Annotated in this window: 20 protein-coding genes; 6 read left to right on the top strand and 14 right to left on the bottom strand. The window is 48.9% G+C overall.

Going from position 1 to position 24,174, the window contains the following annotated elements; all coding sequences use genetic code 11:
- The first annotated feature begins 25 nt into the window (after positions 1 to 25).
- Positions 26 to 1,105 (top strand): tyrosine recombinase XerS, encoded by a 1,080-nt coding sequence (gene xerS / locus L1N82_RS03930; protein WP_235286039.1) that lies wholly within the window; start codon positions 26 to 28, stop codon positions 1,103 to 1,105.
- A gap of 68 nt (positions 1,106 to 1,173) precedes the next feature.
- On the opposite strand, the gene L1N82_RS03925 is transcribed toward xerS, so the two are convergent.
- From L1N82_RS03925 to L1N82_RS03890, 8 genes are all read right to left on the bottom strand, one after another.
- Positions 1,174 to 1,614 (bottom strand): WGxxGxxG-CTERM domain-containing protein, encoded by a 441-nt coding sequence (locus L1N82_RS03925; RefSeq protein ID WP_235286038.1) that lies wholly within the window; start codon positions 1,612 to 1,614, stop codon positions 1,174 to 1,176.
- A 129-nt stretch (positions 1,615 to 1,743) separates the two neighbouring features.
- Complete coding sequence (locus L1N82_RS03920; RefSeq protein WP_235286036.1) at positions 1,744 to 2,295, bottom strand: SMI1/KNR4 family protein; 552 nt, start codon at positions 2,293 to 2,295, stop codon at positions 1,744 to 1,746.
- A 172-nt stretch (positions 2,296 to 2,467) separates the two neighbouring features.
- Positions 2,468 to 5,317 carry an ATP-binding protein gene (locus tag L1N82_RS03915; RefSeq protein WP_235286034.1) on the bottom strand — a complete coding sequence of 950 codons (2,850 nt, stop codon included), beginning with the start codon at positions 5,315 to 5,317 and terminating at the stop codon, positions 2,468 to 2,470.
- Positions 5,310 to 5,675, bottom strand: a complete 366-nt coding sequence (locus L1N82_RS03910) for a response regulator transcription factor (RefSeq protein ID WP_235286032.1) — start codon at positions 5,673 to 5,675, stop codon at positions 5,310 to 5,312. Before L1N82_RS03910 ends, L1N82_RS03915 begins: the two co-directional genes overlap by 8 nt.
- Positions 5,676 to 5,730: 55 nt before the next feature.
- Positions 5,731 to 7,335, bottom strand: coding sequence for a GGDEF domain-containing response regulator (locus L1N82_RS03905; RefSeq protein ID WP_235286031.1), 1,605 nt, complete (start codon positions 7,333 to 7,335; stop codon positions 5,731 to 5,733).
- Positions 7,336 to 7,654: 319 nt separating this feature from the next.
- A complete protein-coding gene (locus L1N82_RS03900) occupies positions 7,655 to 8,935 on the bottom strand; it encodes a DUF4129 domain-containing protein (protein ID WP_235286029.1) in 1,281 nt (426 codons plus the stop codon).
- The gene (locus L1N82_RS03895; RefSeq protein ID WP_235286028.1) at positions 8,932 to 10,035 is read right to left on the bottom strand and encodes a DUF58 domain-containing protein; all 1,104 of its coding nucleotides are present in this window, start codon (positions 10,033 to 10,035) and stop codon (positions 8,932 to 8,934) included. Before L1N82_RS03895 ends, L1N82_RS03900 begins: the two co-directional genes overlap by 4 nt.
- A gap of 11 nt (positions 10,036 to 10,046) precedes the next feature.
- Complete coding sequence (locus tag L1N82_RS03890; RefSeq protein ID WP_235286027.1) at positions 10,047 to 11,009, bottom strand: AAA family ATPase; 963 nt, start codon at positions 11,007 to 11,009, stop codon at positions 10,047 to 10,049.
- A gap of 237 nt (positions 11,010 to 11,246) precedes the next feature.
- Between L1N82_RS03890 and L1N82_RS03885 the strand changes: the two genes are divergently transcribed.
- Positions 11,247 to 13,568: a helix-turn-helix transcriptional regulator gene (locus L1N82_RS03885; protein WP_235286025.1), complete on the top strand. Its 2,322-nt coding sequence runs from the start codon at positions 11,247 to 11,249 to the stop codon at positions 13,566 to 13,568.
- A gap of 260 nt (positions 13,569 to 13,828) precedes the next feature.
- A complete protein-coding gene (gene mgtE, locus L1N82_RS03880) occupies positions 13,829 to 15,187 on the top strand; it encodes a magnesium transporter (protein WP_235286023.1) in 1,359 nt (452 codons plus the stop codon).
- A gap of 101 nt (positions 15,188 to 15,288) precedes the next feature.
- On the opposite strand, the gene L1N82_RS03875 is transcribed toward mgtE, so the two are convergent.
- The gene (locus L1N82_RS03875) at positions 15,289 to 15,501 is read right to left on the bottom strand and encodes a hypothetical protein (RefSeq protein WP_235286022.1); all 213 of its coding nucleotides are present in this window, start codon (positions 15,499 to 15,501) and stop codon (positions 15,289 to 15,291) included.
- A gap of 258 nt (positions 15,502 to 15,759) precedes the next feature.
- Here L1N82_RS03875 and L1N82_RS03870 point away from each other — a divergent pair, with 258 nt between their 5' ends.
- Together L1N82_RS03870 and L1N82_RS03865 are read left to right on the top strand one after the other, a co-directional pair.
- Positions 15,760 to 16,221 carry a C40 family peptidase gene (locus L1N82_RS03870; protein WP_235286020.1) on the top strand — a complete coding sequence of 154 codons (462 nt, stop codon included), beginning with the start codon at positions 15,760 to 15,762 and terminating at the stop codon, positions 16,219 to 16,221.
- 109 nt (positions 16,222 to 16,330) lie between these two features.
- Positions 16,331 to 16,879 carry a GNAT family N-acetyltransferase gene (locus L1N82_RS03865; RefSeq protein WP_235286018.1) on the top strand — a complete coding sequence of 183 codons (549 nt, stop codon included), beginning with the start codon at positions 16,331 to 16,333 and terminating at the stop codon, positions 16,877 to 16,879.
- Between the two features lie 24 nt (positions 16,880 to 16,903).
- Here the strand turns inward: L1N82_RS03865 and L1N82_RS03860 are convergent, their stop codons facing one another.
- On the bottom strand, positions 16,904 to 18,367 hold the full coding sequence (locus L1N82_RS03860; RefSeq protein ID WP_235286016.1) for a potassium/proton antiporter: 1,464 nt from the start codon (positions 18,365 to 18,367) through the stop codon (positions 16,904 to 16,906).
- Between the two features lie 283 nt (positions 18,368 to 18,650).
- Between L1N82_RS03860 and L1N82_RS03855 the strand changes: the two genes are divergently transcribed.
- Positions 18,651 to 18,800: an aspartyl-phosphate phosphatase Spo0E family protein gene (locus L1N82_RS03855; RefSeq protein ID WP_235286015.1), complete on the top strand. Its 150-nt coding sequence runs from the start codon at positions 18,651 to 18,653 to the stop codon at positions 18,798 to 18,800.
- A 114-nt stretch (positions 18,801 to 18,914) separates the two neighbouring features.
- On the opposite strand, the gene L1N82_RS03850 is transcribed toward L1N82_RS03855, so the two are convergent.
- The 4 genes from L1N82_RS03850 to L1N82_RS03835 all read right to left on the bottom strand — a co-directional run bounded on the left by L1N82_RS03850 (position 18,915) and on the right by L1N82_RS03835 (position 24,059).
- Positions 18,915 to 19,559 (bottom strand): SOS response-associated peptidase, encoded by a 645-nt coding sequence (locus L1N82_RS03850; protein WP_235286014.1) that lies wholly within the window; start codon positions 19,557 to 19,559, stop codon positions 18,915 to 18,917.
- Positions 19,560 to 19,646: 87 nt separating this feature from the next.
- Positions 19,647 to 19,820: a hypothetical protein gene (locus tag L1N82_RS03845; RefSeq protein ID WP_235286013.1), complete on the bottom strand. Its 174-nt coding sequence runs from the start codon at positions 19,818 to 19,820 to the stop codon at positions 19,647 to 19,649.
- A 142-nt stretch (positions 19,821 to 19,962) separates the two neighbouring features.
- Positions 19,963 to 20,856, bottom strand: a complete 894-nt coding sequence (locus L1N82_RS03840; RefSeq protein ID WP_235286012.1) for a TetR/AcrR family transcriptional regulator — start codon at positions 20,854 to 20,856, stop codon at positions 19,963 to 19,965.
- 23 nt (positions 20,857 to 20,879) lie between these two features.
- Positions 20,880 to 24,059: an efflux RND transporter permease subunit gene (locus L1N82_RS03835; protein ID WP_235286011.1), complete on the bottom strand. Its 3,180-nt coding sequence runs from the start codon at positions 24,057 to 24,059 to the stop codon at positions 20,880 to 20,882.
- Positions 24,060 to 24,174: the final 115 nt, after the last annotated feature.

Raw genomic sequence — 24,174 nt, 5'->3', positions numbered from 1 at the left:
CTGATTCTTAAAGAGGTGCTGCAATATGAATGTGATTAAAATTAAAGACCGCCAAGAACTGGATAAGCGCGTTCCCCATATGCCCTGGTATGTCGAGAAATTCATTGACTACAAGCTGCCGGATTTATCGCCTTCCTCCTTGCTGGAATATGTTCGTGATTATGAAACCTTCTTCAACTGGCTAATGGCTGAGGGGCTGACAGAAGCCTCCACAATGAAGGATATTCCCATTACGGTTCTTGAAACCCTGCATATGGACAGCGTAGATCAGTACAAGATGTTTCTTTCCACTTACAAGGAAAAATCGAACAGCCGGACGACAATTTCCCGTAAACTATCGTCTCTGCGGTCTCTGTTTCACTATTTAAGCCAGATCGCTGAAGATGAGAATTTTTATCCCCTTCTTAAACGTAATGTCATGGCTAAAGTGGCGATCAAACGGACCCATAAAGCTAAGGATACGGCAGCAAAGCTTGAGGGGAAGCTTCTGCAGGAAGAAGAAATTACGGAATTCCTTCATTATATAGCTGACCTGTATCCCGCTGATGTGTCGGAAAACAAACAGGCTCTGTACGCCTATGAGAAAAACAAGATTCGAGATTTATGTATCGTTTCACTCATTCTGCATTCGGGGCTTCGGGTATCGGAGGTTGTTAATATGAATGTAGATGATGTGGATATGAAGAAAAAGCTGCTGTATGTCTTCCGGAAGGGCAAGAATGATGATACGTTCAAGACGCCTGTCTATTTCCGCAAGGACGCTTCTGAGGATCTGGCCGCCTACCTTGCACAGCGTGAAACAATATATAAGCCGCCCAAGAGGGAAAAAGCATTATTCCTCGCCATGGCGAACGGAAAGTCGGAAGGCTCTCGAATGACGAAGCGGGCCATACAGGAGATGGTGATCAAATATGCAAAGCGCTTCGGCAAGCCTTATCTGTCTGTCCATAAGCTGCGGCACTCATTTGCCACTGATTACTATGTCCGCAACGATATATACAAAACACAGGAACAGCTCGGCCACGCATCACCTGAGACGACACAGATTTACGCGCATCTTACAGACCGCACGATGGCAGAAGCAATCGACAAAGAAAAAGAATGAAAAATAGGCAAAAGCGGCTGATTAGGCCGCTTTTGCTGTTTCGGATTCAAGCAGTCATGAACTTATTATCAGGTCGTTTCCCGGTCACGGCTGCGTCCGCGAAGACCGGACAGACCGAGTAGGCCCAGCAGACCAAGCCAGCCCCAATCCATACCGTCGTTCGCAGCGTTAGTTCTTAGACGTTGACCAGTCATCGTGTTATTGCCATTGCCGGCGCTGTTCACACCGTAACGACGGAAGCCATTAGTGTTGTTGGTATCCGTGGTGTAGTTGTTCATTCCACGATTGTTACCATTGCCTGTCGTATACGCGTTGGTGCCTGCCGTCGTACCAGCCATACCGCGTGTACCATACTCATCTGTTCCATTGGTCACCGTTGTGGTTCCCATACCACCGCGGTTTGTCATGGAAGAACCTGCGGCACTGGCTCCGCTCTCAGCGAACGCCGGTACAGACAATACTACCATTAGAGACGATGCAGCCAATGCTGTTTTAATTGCTCGCTTCATGCTTTTGCTGCCACCCTTCCGCACTGTAGTTTGAGCTAAGAATGCTGCTTAACCCAAACTTGTTTTTCCCTTTATGGCTTTCAGTCATTCAGATCGGGGCTGGCAGTTGATGGCATGACAGCATTAGACCTACATTCGTGAGTTTATTCCGTAGCTTTCCGCAGTCATTGGTTTGCCCGCAAGCCAATCCTGCATTAAGCCCTCCAGCGTGGAGGCGATAATCGGATACTGATCCGCGAGCAGTTTATTCCGGTCAAACTCATCCTGCAGGTAATCATTATCTGCAATCATAACATGGTTGTCATTCTCCTCCAGATGCAGATAGCCATAACCGTTCTCATCCCACTTGAACAGCGGCATATAAAACTCCAGTATGCCATCCTGGTCAGTTTCACGGTCAGCTTCAACAATCGAAGTGATTGACTCTCCCTCATCCTCTGCTGGCAGAAGCGGCAGAAATCCGAGGCCAGGACCGAATCCGCCGTTGCCAACATGCCTATACAACTGTCTAAGAAGCTTAGGTACCGGATAACCGAGCCTTTCCTCCGCTTCCTTCACTTGTTCTTCCGACAGGACGGGAGGCAAATCCGGAGAACTCGCCTGCTCGTTTATGTAACGTTTCGTCACTTCTACCCAATTCACATCCAAATGTTGGTCATTAAGGTTCGTGTATCTGTTCATTTTCATCATCTCCTCACCAGGCGTTTGTTACTCATTAACCGAACTCAGTCTCCAATAATCGAGCTATAAGTCCAAGCCAAATTATTAAACTGCGTTAAATATTCATCAGATTAATAACATAAATAAAAAAAGCTCCTTACCCTAGTATGGGTCAAGGAGCCGAAATCATTTATCAAGTAAGTTCTTGATGAAGAATATCCCGAATTACGACCGTTAGCTTATGAGGCTCATAAGGCTTGATCAGAAAATACCGGATGCCAAGCTTGGCCGCACGGTCTTGCTCTTCAAACGCGCTTGAAATAACAATTGGAATCTGCTTGAGGTGCTCATCATTCCTCATCTGTTCAATCACTTCCCAACCGTCAAACTCTGTCTCCAGCATAAGATCTATTACGACAAGCTTGGGCCGGATGGTGTCCATTGCATGAACGGCTCTGCTTCCTTCAGTAAAAAGATGTACCCGGAAACCGTTGCCCTCCAGCTCCTCCCGGAGCATAACGGCAAGACTCCTGTCGTTCTCGATCAGCATAATATCGGCCATGCCGGTGTCTGATACAGACGGGTATCCCTGTTCATCTCCACCCTGCTCCTGCGGTTCGAACAGCGGCAGGCTGATCGTAAAGGCACTGCCTTCTCCTAATACAGAGTCTACAGAGATGTCGCCTTTATGTCGGTTAACGATTTCTTTAACAATGGCAAGCCCTAGACCCGTACCGCCGATCTCTCTACGGTCACTATTGTCTACCCGATAAAACTTGTTGAACAAGTTAGGCAGAGCATCCGCCGGAATGCCAAGGCCTTCATCCTGTGTCGTAACCAACAGCCTATCTTTGTCAGTTCGAAGATGGATGGTAATCGTGCCCCCATGCGGCGAATACTTAATGGCATTATTGATCAAATTGGTGAATACCTGAAGCATCTTGTCCCGGTCAGCGAACACAGTTGCCCCAGGAGCATCATCCTTCCATTCCAGATGATGGCTGCCGATGTTTATCTTTTGCAGTTCAATGGCTTCTTGAATAAGCTCACCCAGCTTAGCAGGTCTCATATCGTAGCTTTGCCTGCCGGACTCCATCCGCTGCAGATCGAGAAAGTCATTGATTAATGTCGTTAATCTTCTTGCTTCCTGATGAATTGTGCTAATATATTTTCTTTGTCTGTCGGGTTTAAGCTCTCTGTGCAGCAGGAGCTCCGCAAATCCCAACACACTTGCCAGCGGGGTACGAAGCTCGTGACTTACCGTACTTACAAACTCTGACTTCATGCGGTCCACTTCATATTCCTTCGTAATGTCACGGTGTACGAGCAGGACACCAAACAATTCGGATCCGCGGTACAGCGGCTCATAATAAATCTGGACATAACGCTTAACAGGCTCAAGGAGTTCATAGTTCATACTGGTAACTCCTGCTGCTTCACCGCTGATGACCTGTCTTATAAATTGAATAAGAGCCTGCGGTTCCGCGACCTTCTCCTGCAGCAGCTCGTTGAAGCTTGTTAACTCCATCCGGCCGCCATATTCTACACAGGTCTTCAGGTCGAACATTTCGTACCACATGCGGTTCACATGCAGAGTAAGTCCTGACTTATCCACGAGCTGAACGGCCTCTTGAATCGTGTTTAACATATCATAGTTAATCTGACGCTGATATTCCGATTCCTCATAGATGCCAAGCTTAGCAAGTGCAAGCGAGATTTGAGTAGCAAGCCCGCAGATTTCCTCATACTCCTGCTGGCTGAGCTCCCTCCCTATCTTGGTAAGCAGAAGGCACGCAATAATCTCATCGTTATCACCAAGCACGGGAACATAAGTGTCTGTAACCTTCATAGCATCCGAATGGTAAGCTCTCTCTGATTCGGTTGCGTCCCGTTCATGGGTATAGATTTCTCTTGTCTGAATTGCACGTGCCATTAAGCTCTCACCATAATTGACAGCAAAATGCTCTGCCGCTTTTTCGTTCAACCCGTAAGAGGCATAATCTCCGCTATTACCAGAGAGGATTATCATGCCTTTATCCGAGCCCGTAAGCTCAACCAGATGCGTGATAATACTGTTGAGCAGCTCCTGTTTATCAAGCGTATTGGCAAGCGATTGTACAAGCATATTCCGCTTCTGAAGATACTTCTCATTCTCGGACATCTTCCCAAGAGCATGCTCCAGCTCTTCCTGCTGCATCTGAAGCTCGTCCTGCTGAGCAAGCAGCTCTTCATTTTGAGCAACGAGCTCTTCTTCCTTAGACTGCAGCGTAATCATCATCGTTTCCAAGGAACGGGCCAGTCTTCCAATCTCATCTTCCCGGTCCTGATAATCGAAATGCGTGTGATCACCTCGGGCAAATCTGCTGGCAGCTAATGATAAATTGCTGAGCGGGCCGCCAAGATCCACGGACATACGGCGGACAATAAATAAGCTCATGACCAGAATAAGTCCAACATAGAGGATAAATAAGACCCCCTGTGTGGCAAAATTCCTGACAAGATCATCGTTTTTCTCCTGCTCCGCTTGTCGCAGATCAGCTTCAAAGTCGTTCGCGTAGGCAAATAATTCGTTTACAGGGTTAGAGGCATCTGCAGGGATTAAATTCCGCAAGGCTTCATATTTTCCCTCTTTTGCATACTCGATGGCAATAGGCAGAGTGGTGGAAAAATAACTGTCAAAGAATGATTCTATCGCCTGGATGATCTCTTGCTCTGGAGTCGTGAGTTTCAGTCCCTTGAAATCCTTAATCGACTTTTCGAGGGCTTCCTTCTGATTATAAATCTGTTCGTATTCGTAGTCAGTCAAGTATACATAATACCCGCGAGACCGCAAAATAATATCGTTGGTATGATGTGTAATATCCGATACAAGCTCGTGCTTTATCCTCATTTCCCGCGTGGACGCTTCATAATCGTTTAGAAGTCTGAAGGATCCCCAGACCATCAGAATGGAGCCAAGCAGAATGAGTAAAATTGTGAAGATCAGCATAGACATGAACCTGCGTGTTATGCTGATCCGGTAAAATCGTCTCCATTTAGCCATTCAGCATATCTCCCACCTTCGCGATCAGATCCAGGGGGCTGAAAGGCTTGGACATAAAGTCATCAGCACCGGCCTTCAGCACTTTATCCTGCTCGGTCTGCTGACTCTTGGCAGAGAGCATCAGAATTTTGGTATGCTTCCTGTTCTCCAGCTCGCGCGTTCGTTCAATAACCTCAATACCGGTCATCTTCGGCATCATGTAATCGAGAATTATTAGATCATACTCACGTTCACGGATTCGTTCATACGCCTCTTCCCCGTCACAAGCCACTTCAATTTCATAGCCTTCATCTTCCAGCGAATCTAATACGAGCATACGCAGCACGGGTTCATCTTCAGCCAGCAGAATTGAAGCCATTTTTAGCCTCCTATCACATTCGGTCATTACATTCCTGTTAAAAATCTACTCTTACTTACCCCAGCTTCTTGGCCAAACGGCGGATTCTTGCCTCCAGCTCTCGAATACTGAATGGTTTCATCATATAATCATCGGCGCCCAGTTCTAGGGCCTTAGCCATGTCTGTTTCATTCTTATCCTTGGTGAGCATTAATATGGTGAACTGATCCTTATTGTCTAGTCCCTGCAAATGCTGCAGGACCTGCAGCCCATCCATGCCGGGCATATACCGGTCAAGGACAATCATGTACGGATCGCTGCTTTTCAGCCATTCATCATCAAGCAGCTCTTCACCCGAACGGTAGCTCCGGATTTGTCCGTCCACATAGTCAGGGAAGACCGACTTGGCATGTTCAGTGAGCAGAGAACGAATCATCAAATCATTGTCGATTATAGCCACCCGGATGGTTCGCCGAAGACCTTCTCCTCCCTGTTGACAACAATATACCGGAAGCCCGCTTCGCTTGGCCTTCTCCAAGGCGGCTTGAGCGCGCGCTACACATACCTCTCCAATAGAAGAGCGGCCCACTCGTGTAGCGCCAACCGTCATACTCGCGTGGAAAACTTCCTTGTCAGATTGGAAGCCTACTTGGGCAAAGCGTTCCACAGCAAGTTCCATCTTGTCTTCTGCTCCCTGAGCATCCTTTGACAAGATGAGGAATTTCGCACCCGAATATCGGATAAGCACATCTTCAGCTGACAGAACCCCGCGCAAAGCTTCGCCGGCCGCACAAATAACCTGGTCTCCCATATGCGGACCGCTCTCTTCATTAATGGTCCGGAGATCATTAACATCCGTCAGCGCAAGCACAAAATGCTCTTCCGACTCCAGGCAATTTATAAACGTTGAAAATTCCTCCCGCCATAATTCCTGCTTAAGAGCACCTGTCATCATGTCATGCTGCTGGATCCGGTCAAACAGTTTTTTGCGCTCCAGCTGCCGTTCAAGCCTTGCAGTGAATTCTCCCATATCGAAGGGCTTAGCGATAAAATCATCGGCTCCCAGCCTGTAAGCCTGAATGCGTGTCGCCCGGTCATCTGCCTCGCAAACAATCGTTGTGGGAATATATTGGTATTTCATCTTCTCTCGCAGCGACAAGATAAGATCATATCCATTCATTTGCTTCAAATAAAGATCCAGTACAAGGCAATCCGGGCGATAATCATGCAAATACTTCATCGTCTCATGAGAGTCCGTAGTTGCAAGCACCATATACCCGCGCTTTTCCAGCTCTTCTTTCATATATATAAGAAACGTTGCATCCTCATCGGCTACAAGCACGATCGGCTGCTCCTTGCGGCCTGATACAGACATAGTGAGAAGTGCTTCCGGCAGCATGCTGTCCTGATCATTTGAACCGTAACACTCGGCAAGAAGCGGCAGCAGTAAGGAGCGGGCCTCTTCAATTGGAACCGGCTCCTCTGTATGTTCCCCAAGTTCGTTCATCAGCTGTCTGGCTTTGTTCGAGACAGCATCCATACCAATCGTGCCAGACGTACCGCTTACGGAATGGAGAAATCGGTAAAGCTCGTCATAAGATAGATGGTTGTGTTCCTGCTCAAACCACTGTGCCATCTGTGTCTGTATGGAGCTGATTAATGCTTCTTGATACTTCCTCATGTTGTCACCCGCTATCGTTAATGGCTGTGTTCGCTGTGTTCCTGTAAGCCGTTCATGTAGTCCTCTATTCTCACAGCACATCGAGAATAGATCCTTAAATTAATACAAAGTTCGACATAAGTTGCTTAATTCCTGCATCTAACGAAAATCTAACATAAAAACTCATAACCCGTTTATAACATAGTTAACCCTGCTAGGAGATGCTTTTGTGCTTTTGAAGTAAATTCTCTTTAGTATGCGAAAATATGCGAAAAAAGCATCCACCGTAAAGATGGATGCTTTATCTTTTTGCTTAAACCGAAGCCGGCAGACCCCAAGCTTAATGACCCTTCCCAAGACGATCCGCTGTGCCGTCGGGCGGCCTTTCGCTGCCGTAGCGCACTCGCTCATACCAGTTGGCAAGCTCCCCGTCTTTTGCATTTAACGAAGGCTGCCGATTTATCTGCTGTATATTTTCCTTCGGTGTCTTTGCCTTCTGATAGCTGTAGCCTGTTCTTCGCATTTCTTCGGCAAACCGTTTACGGAACAGATACCGGATCCTTCTCTCCTCCGGCCAATGGGGCCACCCTTTATCGAAATTGCGGTATTCCCCTAACCGTTCGCGTACAGCCGCCCGCCAATTTTTCTTCGGTGGAATTTGCTCCACATCATCGACGTACCCCTTATATACCATCTCTCCCTCTCTGCTTGTGAATCGCATCAGCCAGCCGCTGATGGCTCGGTATAAACCGGGCAATGCCCTACACAGCTTATATAAAAGCCACCCTGCAGCAATAATTAGCAGCATTTGTACGGCGTATGTCAATATTATTTCAAGCCAGCTCCAAAACATGGATGGCTCGCTTGCAGGCGGCGGCAGCATATCCTCGGGCGGCCGAACTTCGGGTGGCGGTGCATTGTGAAGAGGTGTACCATCACCTGATGACAGCATGGCCAGCAACGCTTGCAGCTGATTCCTAAGCCATACCAGTGCTTGCTGAATTTGCCCGGCTGCTGACAGCAGTACAGACACCGCCAGGAAGACCAGTATAAGTCCGCGGTTTCGGTTCAACACTGTGACCGGCAGCGATGTATCCGATTGTTCATTGAAATTGGCGCTAAGCAGCATAATCCTGTTCAAACGTAAAGCGGTAATCAGAAGCATGGCGCAGCCTGCTAGCAGCCAAGTCTGACTATATGCGGACCAGCTCGGGACGGTACCGGATACAGCAGACCCGGCAAAATACAAAATAATCGAAGGTGCCAGTATTTGATTAATCTGTGACCGGTCTCCCGGGTCAAGCGGAGCGGCTCCACGATAACCGAAGATAGCGCCTGCGAATATCGCGGGTACAGCCTGCCAGCTCAAGCCTGACAGAATGACAGCAGGAGCGGCACCAAGCACAACGGCCAGGAGAAGACGATAGCCCATGACGATCCTGCTGCGTGTAAGCAGCTTGTTCAGTGAACACGCCGCCAGATAAATTATCGGCATCGTCAATATCCACAGCCAGGAGAGCGGCCGTGCGGACAGATATTCAGCAGCCAGTATAAGGGCCGGCAAAAACATTAATGTCTCAATGGCCCCGCGCCATAGGACAGTACCGAAGAACCGGGTCATGCACCATCACCCTCCCCGCCTGACACATTCGGCACCAGTATCCAATTAACAGAGTGGCCGAGCCTGCACAAATGCTCAGCTGCTTCTTCCATCTTGGTATTACGATAAGCTGAGATCAGCAGGATATCCGTCCTCTCTTGCAGCTGCTCAGCCATTCTATCCATTAGTTCGTGGAAAGCAAGTACTCTATTAGAAAGAAGCTTGGCCAGCGCCTCGTAGATTAAGGTTAAGTTTCGCATACCGCCTTCGCTCGGAAGCCATATGTATTCTCGTTCTGCCTCAGCCTGTCCGCCATTGGAGACAAGCCCCGCCTCTAGCCCTTGTATGGCGGCATATTCAGCATAACCCGCTGCCATACGGATGGCCAGCTCAATGGTCTCTACATCTGTCGCTTCCTTCCACATTCCCTCACGATCCTCTACATTGAGGGCAATCATCAAGCGACAATCAGAAGTGAATTCCCGCTTGTGCACCTGCAGCTTGCCGGAACGTGCTGTCGCAGACCAATTGATGCTCTTCATGGAGTCGCCGGCTCTATACTCTCTTGTTCCCGATATAGCGAACGGGTCATCCACTAGCCACCGCCGGACCGCTATATCACCCTGCCAGCTTGAGGTATTAATCGGCAGTTCATGGAATGGCATCGGCTCAGGATAGACGACCAGCCGAATGTCGAAGGTTCGCTGCTGTGATACCGGATACAAGCCAAACAGATCACCCGCCGATATCGAAACAGATTCCAGACGGTAGAGCCCCCGCTTCTGGCAGGTTACAGTATGCTGCCTTGTTATCCGCATATTGGACGATAGACTGAATAAACTCTTATGATTCTGATAAATATCTCCCCTGCTGACCTCAAGATTGACAAGGGAATGAAAGAGAAGTCCGCTCTTGAATTGGGATTCAACGCGCAGCCAGGGGACCGGCAGCCACTTCTCGTTCGAAATCTGTTCAATCAGCTTAATCTCATCCCCCGCAAAGCAGGACGAAGTTGAGAGGCTTCGATTATACTGGACAGCCCGTAAGCCCAGGTGTCGGAAGATCAGGGACTGAAGCAGGAACAAGACTGCCGCAGCCAGCAGCAAATAATGAAAGGCCATGACTGCACTCCCTATCTGACCGGCATATCCGGTTCAGCGGGAACCGGTATCTGCTGCAGCAGTTTCTCCACAATCAGCTCAGCGGACTGCGGCTTCAGGCGGCTGCCGCCCCGCAGCAGCATACGATGCGACAACGCGGGAACGGCCAATGATTTGATATCATCGGGCGTCACGTAATCTCTTCCCTGCAAAGCCGCATAAGCTTGAGATGCCTTCAGCAATGCTTGAGTGCCCCTTGGGCTAATACCTGTATGTATGTCCTCATGCGACCGGCTTGCCTCAGCAATCGCTACAATATAGTGAAGTAAATCCTCATGTACCTTTACACGGGCACAAACCTCCTGAGCAGCTGCAATACTTGCACGGGTAACAACCGGCTCCAGTTCATCCAGCGGACTGTTTTCCATGAAACGCTTCAGTATAGCGACGCCGTCTTCACTGGAAGGATAACCTATGCGCAGCTTAAACAAGAACCGGTCGAGCTGTGCCTCAGGAAGCGGGAAGGTGCCTTGATTTTCGACCGGGTTCTGCGTCGCAATGACGAGAAAAGGACGCTCCAGCACCTCTGCCTTGCCATCAGTACTGACCTGGCGCTCTTCCATGCATTCTAGCAGGCTGGATTGTGTCCGCGGGGTCGCCCGGTTGATTTCATCTGCCAGCAGGACATTCGTAAACAGCGGACCCGGCCGGAATTCGAACTGTCCGCTGTGCTGGTTGTAATAATGAATGCCTGTTAAATCGGATGGCAGCAGATCGGGCGTAAACTGTATGCGCTTAAATTTACAGTCTAGTGAAAAGGCCATTGCCTTGGCAAGCATCGTTTTCCCCGTTCCCGGTACATCCTCCAGCAGGACGTGACCGCCCGTTAATATGGCAATCAACAGCTTGTCGATAATCTCTTCCTTGCCAACGATAACCCTTCCGACATTGTCTCTGACCTTCTCAGCAACTGATTGCACGGCTTCTGCCTTCATCTTAATCATCCCTCCAGGCGCTCTCTATGACCTCATCGTAGCGGGAAACATGGAACGATGCAAATGGATTACATAATAAATGTTATGTCTACTTTTGTCTCGTGATTCCCTTTGCCATCACTATCGATCACTTCTATTAGCCAACTCCCCCCCTCCCTTCATATAATCTTAAAATAATTGCTGACATTGTTTCGTTATAATGGACTCATCTTGGACATAGGCACGGAGGTAAGCGTCATGAAGTTTCCCGTCATACCCAAACGTTTTAACACTATCTTTTTCCGACTGCTCTTCTCCTATGCGGCATTAATCGCTCTAACCACGTTATTTATGGGAACGGCTTCTTACATGTATTTCACAGACAATTTCAACCGTGAGGTTGAACGCGTCCATAACCGTATGCTCAGTAATGTTCAGCACACGGTCGAGCAGCAGGTCTTTCGCAAGGTGCAGAGCACTTATATTGAGCTGTCCTCAAATTATCGCAACAAGAACGATGTGCTCTTATTCTTTCAACAGCCGGTAACAGAAAACAATGCCAAAATCTCTGAAGCTTATCAGCATCTCAAATACATTGTGAATTCCAGCGGTGGACTCCTGGATTCCGTAGCGGTCTATTACCGCAAGAACCGGATGATGATCTCTTCCCTGGAAGGCTACAAATCTTATTCCAATACTAGCGACTGGAAGCAGCTGGATTGGCTCGACCGTCAACCCTTTGGAGGCAGCAATTTCCTGTGGTCGGATCATGTTCCAGCCGAAATTGCCGGCCCGACAACCAGCACGGTATTCACCTTTGCGGCAGCCTATCCCTACGTTCACGATGACAGCAACTCAGGTTACATACTATTTAATGTTAACAAGAAGGCAGTTGCACGCATACTGCAGTCTCCCGACCGAAGGATCGATGACGGCAGGCTTGCCATTATAGGTCCCGGCGGCCTGCTTATCTCTAATGACCCAGAAGATGAGAAGATGCTTGCACAAGCTGTCCGCCCTGAGAATATGACTAGTGTCAACAGAGGCAGCGGAATCATTTCGGTTGGTGAAGATGCCCATATGCTGTCCTACCGGCACCTTCCATCTGCGAACGGCTGGACCGTAGCAAGCTTAACGCCTGTGGAGCAGTTCTACGCCAAATCAAGAACCATTCAGCAGGTGCTGCTTGTAATTGGCTTCATTGCCATTCTTCTCGGTGCTGTTGTCTCCAATATTTTTACCAGCCGGATCTACCACCCGCTACGGACGCTCATGGAGCGAACCAAGCATTTATTCCAGGATAGCGCTTCGGCCCGCAGGGACGTGGATGAATATGTGCAGATTAATAGTCTGATTGACAACTTGTCCGTCAAGGTTACCCAACTGGAGAAGACACTTGACGCCAACATGCCGCTTGTCAAGCACAGTCTGGTAACAGGACTTCTACAGAATACGATTAAAAACCGGGAAGAGCTCGGTGACCGGCTGCACATGCTGGGATTATCAGCGCAATCTTATACAGCCGGCTTCAAAATCAGCCTCGATAATCATACGATGGCGTCCATGACGACGGAAAATGCCCAGTTTATTATGTATCATCTAATTGACATGCTTGAGAGCGGAAATGAGAATGAACGATTCGTATTGGCTGTGGAAACCTATGGCCAAACGATCAGCGGCATTGCATTCAGCAGCCGCACGGAGGAAGACGCGATTATAAAGCGGTTCACCCATTTGCAATCTTACGCTTACGCCAACTTTAGACTGAAGCTGACAGGGGCCTTGGGCGAATGGCAGGAAAATCCTCTTGAGACTCAGCTATCCTACAAGCAGGCAGAGGCTTATATGCAGTATCGTTTCCTGAAGCCGGACGTGGACTGGTTCCATGGAGGCCACTGGAAACTGCGTGAAGCCGATGAATCGCTGTTAGAAGGAAAATGGGGCTCTGCCTGGCAGAAAGCTTTAAAAGCAGGTGATGAAGCAGAAGCAGCAGCTATCCTTCATACGGTCGTGGACAAGCTCACAAGCGGCCCTTATTCTGCCGGCTATGCTTATCAGACAGCAGCGGACTTGCAGCATACCTTCCGCCAGTGCATGCAGGATCTTAATATTGATCCGGGTGAGCTGGATGTGCAGGATTCCGGAAGCATGGAGGATTTCCCGTCCATCCGCGAATATGCGCTCTGGCAGCTGGCGGCCTTGTCCTCCCTGTCTGCCATCCGCAAGGAACGTTCGGGCAGCAGAAGCCAAGATATTATCGATCGGATCAAGCGCTATGTCAGCGATAATCTGGATGGCGACTTATCACTAAATGCCGTGGCAGACCATGTGTCGCTGAGCCCTGCTTATATTAGTAAGATTTTCAAATCTGCTACCGGCGAAAATTTTGTGGAATACGTCACACAGGAGAGGCTTTTGCGCGCTAGAGAATTAATTCAGACGACAGAGTCAACCATCGAGCAGATTGCGAACCGAGTCGGCTATTATAACCCCGCTTATTTTACTAAGAAATTTAAACAGGCCTTTGGTATGACTCCAAGTGACTTCCGCCTGAACCTTCACTCCAGGGAAATGGCCTGAACCAAACGTCCGCACTGCTTAAGGGGCTGTTCCTGCAGGTAGTCTTCATCTGCTTGCAGGGACAGCCCTCTTCAGCTTGCATATGCAGTCATCCGTTAGTACCCCCTTGTTTTCTAACTCCTGACCTGGTCGCTGGCTTCAGATTGGGGTACTAACATTTATGAGAAGGCTAATAGATCCGTGATGCCGATTTCTTCTGCGGGACAAAATATGGCATAATCTAGAGTAGCCTTTACGCAGGACCGAAAGGAAGTGATCGTATGCAGAACCAACAAGGGAATGAGTCCTTTATTGATCAGTATAAGTGCTATTTGGATGCCGGGGATCTCACAGGCTGTCTAGCCGTCCTTCAAGAGCTTCAGCCCTTTGATATGGCCGCGCTATTCGTTTCACTTGAACCTACACAGCAGCCTCAACTGCTTCGCATGCTGGATACCGAGCTGCTTGCCGACATGATGCAGGAGCTCAGTCCTCATGCTCAATATGATGCCTTCCGTCTCCTTGGCCGCAACCGGACGACAGAGGTAATGGACAGGATGGACAATGATGATCTTGCCCTGTTCCTGGATGCTCTGTCTGAAGAAGACCGGAACCGTTTCCTCGCCAACATGGATGCAGAAGAATCCGAGAATGTGCAGCGGCTGATGAACTATCCGCCGGAGACGGCCGGACGCATCATGACGAACCGGTATGTATGGATTCCTCTTTATTATTCCGTCAAGGAAGCCGTAGAGAAAATCAGGGAATTTGCGGAAATTTCCGAAACGCTCAGCTACCTCTATGTTATTGACGAGATGAAGAAGCTCATTGGAGTAGTCTCCTACCGCGACTTAATCCTTGCCGATGCTTCCGACAAGATAGCGGACATTATGTATACCAGAGTAATTTCAGTGACCGTAGATACAGACCAAGAGGAAGTTGCGGATATTATGCGGAGATATGACTTCCTGGCCCTGCCTGTTGTCGATGAAGCTCAAATATTATCTGGTATTGTAACAGTTGACGACATCATGGATGTTATCGTGCATGAAGCGAATGAAGACATTCATAAGCTCTCTGGCGGTGCCAAAGGTATTGACTTCGACACAAAGCCGGGAACGGCGGCTGTCAGGCGTCTGCCCTGGCTTATACTTCTGCTCTTCATTGGATTGGTATCCGGCACAATTATCAGCCGCTTCGAAGACACCTTGAACCAAATCGTGGCACTGGCATTCTTCATGCCTATGATCGCCGGAATGACGGGCAACACGGGGACACAATCACTCGCTGTCGTTGTGAGAGGCTTGATCAGCCGGGAAATGGACAAGAAGGAAATGTTCAAGCTTGTCAAACGTGAATTCACAGTGGGACTGCTCATCGGCCTCACCTGCGGTGTGCTAGTCACCATAATCGCTTATGTCTGGCAGGGCAGTATAACCCTTGGACTCGTTGTCGGCGCCTCCCTGCTGGTTACCCTGATATTGGGTACACTGGCTGGCACGGTCATCCCGCTACTGCTCAACAAGCTGAAAATCGATCCGGCCATTGCTTCCGGGCCGCTCATCACGACACTGAACGATGTACTGTCGTTGCTGATCTACTTTGGAATAGCAACCGCCTTTCTCTCCTATCTGCTCTAACGCTCTATATAACAGCGGCAGCCCGGAAGGAATATCCTTCCGGGCTGCTCTATATTTGATATGACACTATTGTCCGCCTGTGCGTTATACATATTAATCGCTTATTTAACCAGCTGCATAAGGGCCCAGAAGGAAGCAGCACCAGCAAGTCCCGTGAAACCGCATAGCAGATTGACAGACAAGCTGCGGCTCACCCCAAAGCTTACACACTTCTCCGAGAAAGAACCCTCCTTGCTCTCAGCAATTAACGTCAGTACACCAGATACCAGAAACAAGGTACATGCCAGCATTATCATCAGGTTTTGGTCACTCATTACGTGTGAACTCCTTATCGCTTGATGCTACCAGTCTACCATATTCTCTACCAGACGGAATCCACGAAATGCGAGATTGAAACGAAAATGAGAAAATTCTCACGATAATCTCATAAATAGATGAAACCCTTGGAAGAACGGGAAAAATCAACTCATCTGCGAATTTATCAAAAATTTAGGTATGTTATAGTGTTAACAGTCATCAACGACAATCATCCAGATGGAGGGACTACATAACAGATGCTTAGGAAATCATTCATGAAACGCCTTGCCGCTGTGAGTCTGAGCGCCACCATCGGGTTTTCGGCTTTAGCCTTAGGCTCGTCTTCTCAAGTGCACGCAGCGACTCCCCAAAGTGAGGAAATGATCGCAACCGCCAAGGAATACTTGGGCGTACCATACCGATTCGGAGCACCTAGCGGCATCAACTATGCTTTTGATTGCTCATCCTTTACCCAATACGTTTATAAGCAAGCCGAAGTTAAACTCCCCCGCACCTCACAAGGACAAGCGAAAGTTGGCGAGAAGGTTTCTAAGGATAACTTGAGCCAAGGTGATCTCGTATTCTTTAACACTAGCGGCAAGGGAATCAGCCACGTCGGCATTTACACCGGCGACAACAAATTCATTCATACCTCCAGCAGCAAAGGAGTTATGGTCTCCAGTATCTCCTCCGGATATTGGAGCAAGAACTACGTTACGGCACGCCGTGTTTTATAATAGCCATATAAACAAGAGCCGCACTCGGGATTGTTCCTGATGTGTGGCTTTTCTTCATTTAGGGGTATGTTTAGTATGATGGTATAACAGCATGGAGGTGAAATCGTTCATGAATTGGACACTGACAGAGCATTGGGATGAGGAACGCTGGGCACAAGCCCGGGTACTCTATCAGCAAGCCTTCCCCAGCGGGGCCAAGCCCGAGCAGGTGATTAGGAGAATGTTCCAAAGGAGGATGTGTGAGCTGCATGTGGGTACGGACGATGCAGGGCCTGCAGCAATGGCATTGACCGGTTTATCTAAGGACAAGCATGCCCTGCTGATTGATTATCTGGCCGTTCGAGAAGATTTACGCGGCCATGGATGGGGCGAGCATTTGGTAAGCCGGATCAAGCAGCGGGCGGCAGATGTGCAGCGAGCCAAAGGCGTGATTGTCGAGATCGAGGCAGATGATAATGAGACGAATGCCAGACGACTGTCCTTTTGGCGGCGCTGCGGCTTCGCGGCAACAGATTATGTTCATCAATACATATGGGTACCGGAACCATACCGGGCACTGGTCTGCTCCTTTGATCCCCTTCACCCGCTCCCGGTTGACGGCAGGCAGCTGTTCCGCTACATCAATGACTTCCACCACCGCGCTTTCAGCAGCCGGTAGCTGCATGCCGGATACAGAACTTGTCTACTCTTCACTGCCCTCCACATCAGTTCCAGCAAAAAGACTTTTCACGTGCTCCCTCTCCCGCTTGTTTATCATCAAGTAGACTGTATCCCCCTCCTTAAGCCGGGTGTTGCCGTTGGGAGTCACCACCCGGTCACCGCGAATGACGGCCGTAACGAGACACTCCTTCGGGAAGGGAATGCTCTTGACGGATCTGCCCGCCGCAGGCGAGTGTTCTTCCACATAGGTTTCAAGGATTTCGCTGCTCGTCTTCCCAATGGATACAAGCTCAAGCGAATGGGGTACGACCGGCTTGCTACCGCCCGCAAGTCCGAGTTTCTCAGCAAGCGGCGATATAGTCGCGCCTTGTATGAGTGCCGATGTGAGAACAACGAAGAAAACAGCATCAAAGAACATTTGCCCAATATCGAGTCCAGCCAGCAGCGGGTAGGTTGCAAGCACGATCGGAACCGCTCCCCTCAGGCCCGCCCACGAAATCACGACCTTCTCTCTAGTGCTGAAGCCCATGCCGATGGTAGAGAGGAAGACCCCGATAGGTCTTGCCGCAAACATTAAAATAAGGGAAAGCAGAACCCCCTGCCATAGAACCTGAAGCAAATTTTCGGGAAATACAAGCAGGCCCAGCAGGATAAACATCAGAATCTGCATCATCCAGGCAAAGCCTTCATGAAACCGGATGATGGAATGCTTATACGTAAGATCCGAGTTGCCCACTATGAGTGCCATAATATAAACAGCCAGCAGTCCGCTCCCTCCGACCATCGCGGTTGCACTGTAGGTGAATATCGCAAACGCGATGGCAAACACAGGGTAGAGACCCGATGAATCCAGATTTATCCGGTTAACCGATTTGACTGTCAGCCTGCCCATTATCAAACCAGCGGCAAGGCCTAGTCCCATCTGCAGGACAAATTGAAGCAGCAGCAAGCCGTATTTCGCTTCAGGATTTTGAAGAAGCTCGATTAGAGCAACCGTCAAGAATACGGCCATTGGGTCATTCGTGCCGGACTCTGCCTCTAGGGTAGAGGACAGCCGTTTCTTAATATTTTTACTGCCCAGCACCGCGAATACCGCTGCCGCATCCGTAGATCCAACAATTGCGCCAAACAGCATACCTTCCAGCCAGGTAACCTGAAGAATGAAGGTAGCGGCCGCGCCAACGACAGCTGTGGTTAGCAGAACTCCCACCGTAGCCAGCGATACGGAAGGCGCAATTACCCGCTTGACCCGGCTCCATTTGGTCTGCATCCCTCCTTCAAACAAAATCACGATGAGCGCGAAGATCCCGAATAATTGAGTAAGAGCAGCGTTATCGTAATATATAAACCGGCTTAATACCATGCCTACACCAATATAGAATACTAGCGATGGCAACCCTAGCCGTGAAGAGAACTTAGTTGTTAATACGCCGAGTATCAGAAGAATGGAAAACAAGAATACCGTGTTATCTGTCGTGAACTGCACTGCCCTTCACCTCTATCTCTACAGTCGTTTTCGGACAAGCTCTTATATAAAATATCACATTTGAATCTTCTAATCTAATTCCCCCTATAAATTATACAAAACAGGTTTCAATTGGAAGTTGACTGGTGAATATTATAAAGAGCAAATTTCAATCCGTACGTTTTCTGTCCGCTGTTTGTATAATGAACCCGATATTCTCACATTTATTTAATAGTTTCTTAGTACTTGTGGGATATACTGACTCTGTCCTCAAAAAACATGAAGAAAGTCAGGGTGATTAACCATGAGTCTCGCAGACAAGATTGTTGTGCTAAAGGATGAGCTTCTGCAAGTGGCAGAAAAGAATTATTTTAACCTGCTTCACCCTGAAGTTATTACGATGAGCCAGAAACTAGATACCTTAATTGTGCAGTCCATGAAAAATCGCCGATAAATTATACATAGCCTGCTATTTGTAAACAGCATTCCTGCGCAAGATGAACAGCCATACGGCAACCGGCCGTATGGCTGTTATTGTGTATAACAGATCGATTGGGGTTCGTTAGCCTTAGGCTCGTCCGCCAGCAAGCATCTGAAACGTAAATTTGACCGGCTCTTCAACCTCAACCTTAATGCTCACATGCTCAGCATGTAAAGGGGCGAAGCGGCTTTGCCACCTGTCTTTTTCCCGCATGGCCGGATCCAGCCATTCTTCCAGCTCATTCTCCGTAATGATGACCGGAAGCCCCTTCCAATGGTGCGAAACACCAAGACCAGGAGCAGTTGTTACGATTGTGCAGGTACGATGGATCTGTCCGTGCGGGTCCACTCTCTCCTCATACAGACCAGCCATGCCAAATAACTTCGAGCCCTTATAGGTCAGGGAGACCGATTGCTTCTGTTTGCCGTCATCCTCCACCTTGCATACGGAGGTACAAGGAATAATACAGCGCTGCTTCTTGATGATCCGGTCAAATATCTCCTTGGAAAGCACACCGTCCAAATCGGCATTGATGGAATCCTTGGCCCAGAAGGGAAACAAGCCCCAGCGGGATTCTATCAAACGCCTCTCCTGCTGTTTACCGACAATTATGGGGACGTTATCTGTCGGCTCAATCTGCTTGCGCGGTGAGATCTCCACCATGACCTTATTTACGCGAAACTGATCCCGTATTTCTTCTGCTCCCGCTTCCAAAGCAAACAATTGGCACATTCCTGCATCCGCTCCTTTAGGTACAGTATCTGCCTATAGGAGTGAAATATGCATGGTCCACATAATTTTGCCACTGCTTACCGAAGCTTAGCTGTCAATGATCTCATCTAATTCAGTTTTCGAACGGCGGGCCGCCTCGTCTACACGCTGGTCCACTTGGTTCGTGCCCTGTATATCTCCTGCTGCTTGATGCTGATTCTTGATCTGCTCCTCCGCCTGTCCGATTCCGTGTGCACCCTGATGATTACGGCTAGTTGGCATAACCATTCCTCCTCCTTTCAAATCCATGTTGGTGTACTGCCTTCTCATTATTTCCTCTGGTTGCCTCTTCTATCAGCCCAAAAAAGCCTTACCGGCAGACACGGGTCCGCAAACGGCAAGGCTTTTCCTATAAGATATTTTACTAATTAAGCTGATTAAGAATTGTTTCAAGCCGGTCTGCCGGTTCTTGCAGCTGCTTCAGGTCCAGGCTTCGGATATAAGCAAGCATTCCTTTGATTACGATCTTGTTCGGCGTTTCACTTTCAAATTCCGCCTCCATAATCTGGATCGAGGATATCAACTCTTCGCGCTGCGTATCGTTGATTTTTATTTTATCCAATTGAACCTTGAAATCAACTATCGGCTTAACCCAGCCATTCTTTTCACCTTCGAAGTAGCGGACCATCTCATCATGCGAGGAGCCGATACTGCTATAGTCTATTAACGGCTTGGCTCCGCGTGCTATCATGCCGCCGACTATATCATCGAGCCGATCTACAATATACGCTACCAGACGATCTGCTTCACTGAAATTGTTGTTAAACAGCAGGTAGAAGGTGTATTCGTTACACATGGCCTGAAGAATACTGGCTGCATCTATGGCGTATGTCCTGCTGTCCTCTCCATATATCCCGATAATTAAATCACTGAAGGTATGAAGGCTGTTCATCCGCATCTGGACGAAAAAGGCAGCCAGCTCGTCATTAACGTGGATCGCTTGTTCCCGCATCAAGATCTTGATCAGATCACTGTGCTCGGCACTATTGGTAAACATATAGCGCAGCATGCCGGACAATCGTTCCCTTGGGGAAAGATTGTCCGTATCCAGATGACGCTTAACCTCAATTGTTATTCGTTCGAAATGATATTTAAGACAAGAGTGCAGCAGGTCTTCCTTGGACTTAAAGTAAAAGTAGACAAGCCCTTTTGCAATTCCTGCTTCTTCGGCAATTTCCTGAATGGAGGACGCATGATACCCTTTCCGTATAAAGCAGCTTAAGGCGCTGTCTAATATCAGCTTTTTTTTCGGGTTCATTGCTTTCCCTCCTATGCTGGTTATTATTCGTTAGTCTGACGTTTTGGTTTTAACTTCATCAAGATCTCATAGACGATTGGTACAATGAGCAGCGTAAGCAGCGTAGAGCTCGTCAAACCGCCGATAACCGTAACACCCAGACCCTTGGATATAATGCCCGCACTTTCAAATCCGAAGGCCAGCGGCAGGAGTGCGCCAATTGTGGCGAGCGCCGTCATCAGAATTGGACGAAGACGGGTGCCTGCCGCTTCGAGGAGCGCATCACGGGTAGACAGGCCGCTCTCTTCCTTCTTGATGACACGGTCGATTAGTACGATTGCATTGGTCACCACGATCCCGATAAGCATGAGGGCTCCCATCATAGCCGATACGCTGATTGTCTCTCCTGCAATCCACAGGCCAACCAATGCCCCGATTACAGTAAACGGCAGTGAGAACAGTATCGCGAATGGTGCGAGACCGCCGCCGAATGTTACTACCAGAACCAGATACACAATTGCGATGGCCGCCAGCATCGCTAGGCCTAATTGCGTGAACGTCTCGTTCAGCTGCTCGGTTACGCCTCCGAATTCGACGCTTACGCCTTCAGGAAGCTCAAGCTCTTCCACCTTCTGCTGCAGCTGGCTCGATGCCTTGCCCACGTCTGCTGTTGTTACAGCTGCCTCAATCGAAGCATACATGCGGCCATCCAGTCGTGTAATCGTGTTCGGCGATTCGCCTTCTTTTACCTCAACGACATCCTTAATTTGAACAGGCATGCCAAGCGGCGACATGATGGTTTCATTCTCAATGTCAGCTATCGATTTATAGGTCTTCGGATCTGTATAGATCTTAACCTCATATTCCTTGCCCTCAACCTTGACTGAAGTGAGTACAGGCTGCTCTCTCTCTGGACTGAGTGCCATCGCGATTTGGCCGGTCGTCAGCCCAAGGCTGCTGAGCTTCTCTTGATTGGCAACAAGCGTATACTGTTCATAAGATTCCGTTACGCTGGATTCTACATCCTCCAGGTTGCCGTCTTCCTTCATAACAGATTCGATTTGGCCAATAGCTGTATGAATTTCATCATAGCTTGGGCCGAAGACGTTCAGTGTCAGATTGCTGCCGCCCATGCCGCCCGACATATCCATCTCTTTCCACTGACCCTTGCCTCCGGTTGTATCTTGAAGCTTCGAGATCAGCTCCTTCTTCCGATCGATGAAGTTTGCTGTGTCGTCTTCAAACATCACATAGAACAATGCCGATTTGGTCGCAGCCGGATTCAGCGGATTGCTGCCGCCTACCGAATACTGCACATCCGTCACATCCTCGGTCTGCAGAAACAGTTCCTCTGCTTGAAGCGATACATCCTTCACCTGCTCCAGCAGCTCACCAGGTGCGGGCGAATACGTGACCATCGCGTACTTCTGTTCCTCTTCAGGCAAGAAGCTGGTACCGACTACGCTTGTAAGGAACAAGCTGCCAACCAGAATAATTACAGCTGCCAGAAGTGTGACAACCTTGTGGTTGAGCGTCCATTGCAAAAGTCTTCTATATCCGTTACCCAAACGGCCGACAGCTTCATCATCATGCAGCTGTTTACCCTTCAAGCCGTTGCGGAACATCGTGTGCCCAAGCATTGGCACGATCGTAACTGCTACTAGCAGGGATGCTAGTAGAGCAAATACCATGGTAAGAGCAAACGGGATGAACAGCTCGCCAACCATGCCGCCTACAGCTGCAAGCGGTACGAACACAGCGATCGTTACAATTGTAGAAGAAGCGATCGGAATGAACATTTCGCGTGTTGCATCCAGAATCAGTGCTTTACCCTTCAGCGGTTCATTCTTAAGTGCACTGCGCCTGTAGATATTCTCAATAACGACAATCGAGTCGTCTACAACTCGTCCAATCGCTACCGTCATCGCGCCAAGCGTCATCATGTTCAGCGTGATATCCATCTGCTTGAGCAGCAGGATGCCAATCAGCAGGGATAACGGAATTGAAATAACCGAGATCAGGGTCATCCGGATATTCCGCAAGAAAACCAAGATGACAAGAATGGCGAAGAGTGCGCCGAACAGCGCTTTATTCAGCATCGTATGAACGGACTGCTCAATCGGCTCGGCCTGGTCGAACATCGTGACGAATTCTAGGGATGTATTATCTTTCTTAAACTCTTCAACCTTGTCTTTTACCAGATTGGCAACCTGAACGGTATTGGCATCCGCGCCCTTTACGATCTGAATTCCGATGGACTCCTGGCCGTTCGTACGGGATATCGAATCAGATAATGCGACCAGCTCGATATCTGCGACTTCTTTAAGCTGAACCGTAGGAATACCCGGAGCTGCAGCTGCCCCTTGCTGGGATGCCTGCAGTGCTCCCGGCTGCACTTGAGGCTGAGGTGCTCCCTGGGACGCGCCGGCAGCTGATCCGCCGTTAGGTGCCGCAGGCGCCTGAGCGGCACCTGCTCCAGCTGGAATAACTGGAATCGCGATCGCCTTTAACTCTTCAAGCGAGACGATATTACCGTCTACTACAACTGTCTTGGCCGTCTCTCCCATTTCGAACATGCCCAGCGGCACCTTCAGCACGGAAGCCTGAACGATGCCTTTGACCGTCTCCTCGCTCAAACCGAGCTCCGCCATCTTCTCCTGGTTGAAACGAAGCTGAACCTCCTTGATATGCTGACCGGCAACCGCCACACTGGCTACACCGTTCAGGCCTTCCAGAGCCGGCTTATATTGATCCTCCACCAGCTTCGTCAAATCCTCAAGAGAGCCGTCCTTGCTGGACACGCTAAGAGACAGAATCGGGAATGCATTGATACTAAGCCGGGAAATACTTGGGCTATTCACCCCGCCCGGAAGTTCAATATCCTTGATTTCATTAGAGATACTCTGCTCTGCCTTATCCATATTGGTTCCATAATCGAACTGTACGGTAATGGCAGACACATTCTCCATTGACTGCGACGATACATTCTGCACACCGCTAATGTTTAGAATACGCTGCTCCAGCGGCTGCGTAAGCTTGTCCACCACTTCCTCAGGTGCGGCACCCGGATAAATTGTCGTAACCTGCACGATAGGCAGTTCAAGATCTGGCAGTGTCTCCTGTTTCATCGTCAGTCCCGCATACAAGCCGGATACTGTAATGATGATGGTCATAATCCATACCGCAAAATTGTTGTTCAGCGAGAAGTTAATGATTCCTTTCATTCTTCCACTCCTTGTTAAGTTGACCAGTCGTTCAACTCTTTATATTTATGAGTCCAATGGCTTAATTCTAGCGGATTTTTGCAGCAATAGCAAATCAATATTGAACGGATATTCA

The sequence above is a fragment of the Paenibacillus tarimensis genome (assembly GCF_021532315.1).
GTDB lineage: Bacteria > Bacillota > Bacilli > Paenibacillales > Paenibacillaceae > Paenibacillus_I > Paenibacillus_I tarimensis.
This window is presented reverse-complemented; position numbering and strand designations above follow the sequence as displayed.